We start from the raw sequence: 1,583 nt of genomic DNA on the forward strand, positions 1-1,583 counted from the left end.
GGCCATCACGTCCTTGGCGAACGCCTTGGAACCCTCCAGCCGGGCCGCCTCCCGGGAAGGCCCGAAGCAGGGGATGCCCGCGGCGCGCTCGTCGCCGGGGCGGAGGCGGGCGCCGGGGCGGACCGGGACTCGTAGCTCTGCTGAGGCGCGGGAGCCGGGCGCTGCGCCATCGGCGGGGCGGCGGAGGGACGTCCCCCACCGACCTGCGGCGGGGCGCCGGCGCCTCCCGACGGGTCGACGATCGCCTCGATCTTCCACTGCGCGTTGAACCGTTCGGCGAGTGCCTGCTTCAGCACGTCCTCGCTGCCGCTGCCCGCGAAGTTGTCGCGCGCGCCCGCGTTGAGGAAGCCGATCTGCAGGGTGGTGCCGTCGAAGCCGGTGACCTGGGCGTTCTGGCTGAGCAGGATCCAGGTGAACCGGCGGCGGTTCTTCACGGCCTCCAGGATGTCCGGCCACATGTTCCGCACCTGGGCGGCGCCCTGGGCCATTCCCGGACCCGGCTCGGCGGCGGCGTGCGCCGGTGCCGCGGGCGCGGCGGCCGGGATCACCAGGTCGCGCAGCCGCTCCAGAAGATCGGCGACGAAGCGGCGCGGGTCGTTGCCGCCCTCGATCACCCGGTCCACGACCTCGAACGCCGCGGCCCCGTCGCCCGCCGCGAAGGCGTCCACGATCGAGTCGAGCAACGAGCCGTCGGTGTAGCGCGAGGGAACGGGGGACGGGGTGGTGGCCGGCACGGTGGTGCCCGGACTGTCGGGCAGCAGCGAGGCCACGCCCGCGCCCGCACCCGAGAGGACCAGACAGGCCCCCACGGCCAGCGCGACCATCCGGCGCCGGTGAGCACGCGCGCCGCGCTCGGTGATGTACGACGCCGGAGCGGAACGGGCACGGGCCTGCCCGGTGGCCGCGGCCTCCTTGAACAAGGACCTCAGCGGGTCGTGGGACTCAGGCACGGGGCCCCTCCTCGGTGCGCGGATCCTGCAGACGGTGCGAGAGCGTGGCCCGGCCCCGGGCCAGATGCGTCTTGACGGTGCTGGCCGACAGACCGGTCTCGGCGGCGATCTGTTCGACGGTCAGATCGCAGACGTAGTGCAGGGCCAACGTGCGGCGCTGCTTGGGCGGCAGCCCCCGCAACGCCTCCACCAGGGCCACCGACTCCGTGCCGGGGGCCTCCGCGTGCGGCGGCACCCCACTGCGCCGCCAGGCGTCCGCGGCCCGCCGCCGCCCCCGCCACCGGCTCACCGCCAGCCGCCACGCGACCGTGCGGATCCACGCCTCGGGCTGCCCGTCACGATCGAGCTGACGCCGCCGGCTCCACCCCTTGACGAAGGCCTCCTGGCCGCCCGCAGGCAACGGGACCGGCGGATGCGGGAGACGGTCCTGACCGCGTACGAGTACCGGTGCGCCTTCTGCGGGTACGACGGCATGATCGGCACGGTCCCGGTCGGGCTCGAGGCCGCCCATGTGCGCTGGTGGGCGTTTGACGGGCCGGACGACGTCGACAACGGGCTGTGCCTGTGCTCGCTGCACCACAAGCTCTTCGACAAGGGCGCCCTCGGCGTCGGCGAGGACCACCGCATCCTGGT

Annotated in this window: 1 protein-coding gene and 3 pseudogenes; 2 read left to right on the plus strand and 2 right to left on the minus strand. The window is 74.5% G+C overall.

Annotated elements, in window-relative coordinates; translation table 11 throughout:
* A pseudogene (locus EAO76_RS47620) lies at window positions 1-171 on the minus strand (phosphoribosylamine--glycine ligase); the annotation flags it as partial.
* Between the two features lie 93 nt (window positions 172-264).
* On the opposite strand from EAO76_RS47620, the gene EAO76_RS47625 reads away from it, so the two are divergent.
* Window positions 265-699, plus strand: coding sequence for a hypothetical protein (locus tag EAO76_RS47625; protein ID WP_399462259.1), 435 nt, complete (start codon window positions 265-267; stop codon window positions 697-699).
* Between the two features lie 243 nt (window positions 700-942).
* Here EAO76_RS47625 and EAO76_RS17190 read toward each other — a convergent pair.
* Window positions 943-1,335: pseudogene (locus EAO76_RS17190) on the minus strand (RNA polymerase sigma factor); the annotation flags it as partial.
* Here EAO76_RS17190 and EAO76_RS17195 point away from each other — a divergent pair.
* Window positions 1,330-1,583 (plus strand): annotated as a pseudogene (locus EAO76_RS17195) (HNH endonuclease); the annotation flags it as partial. The pseudogenes EAO76_RS17190 and EAO76_RS17195 sit on opposite strands and share 6 nt — an antisense overlap.

Origin of the sequence: Streptomyces sp. sk2.1 (genome assembly GCF_008120935.1) — a bacterium.
In the GTDB taxonomy this organism is placed as follows: Bacteria; Actinomycetota; Actinomycetes; order Streptomycetales; family Streptomycetaceae; genus Streptomyces.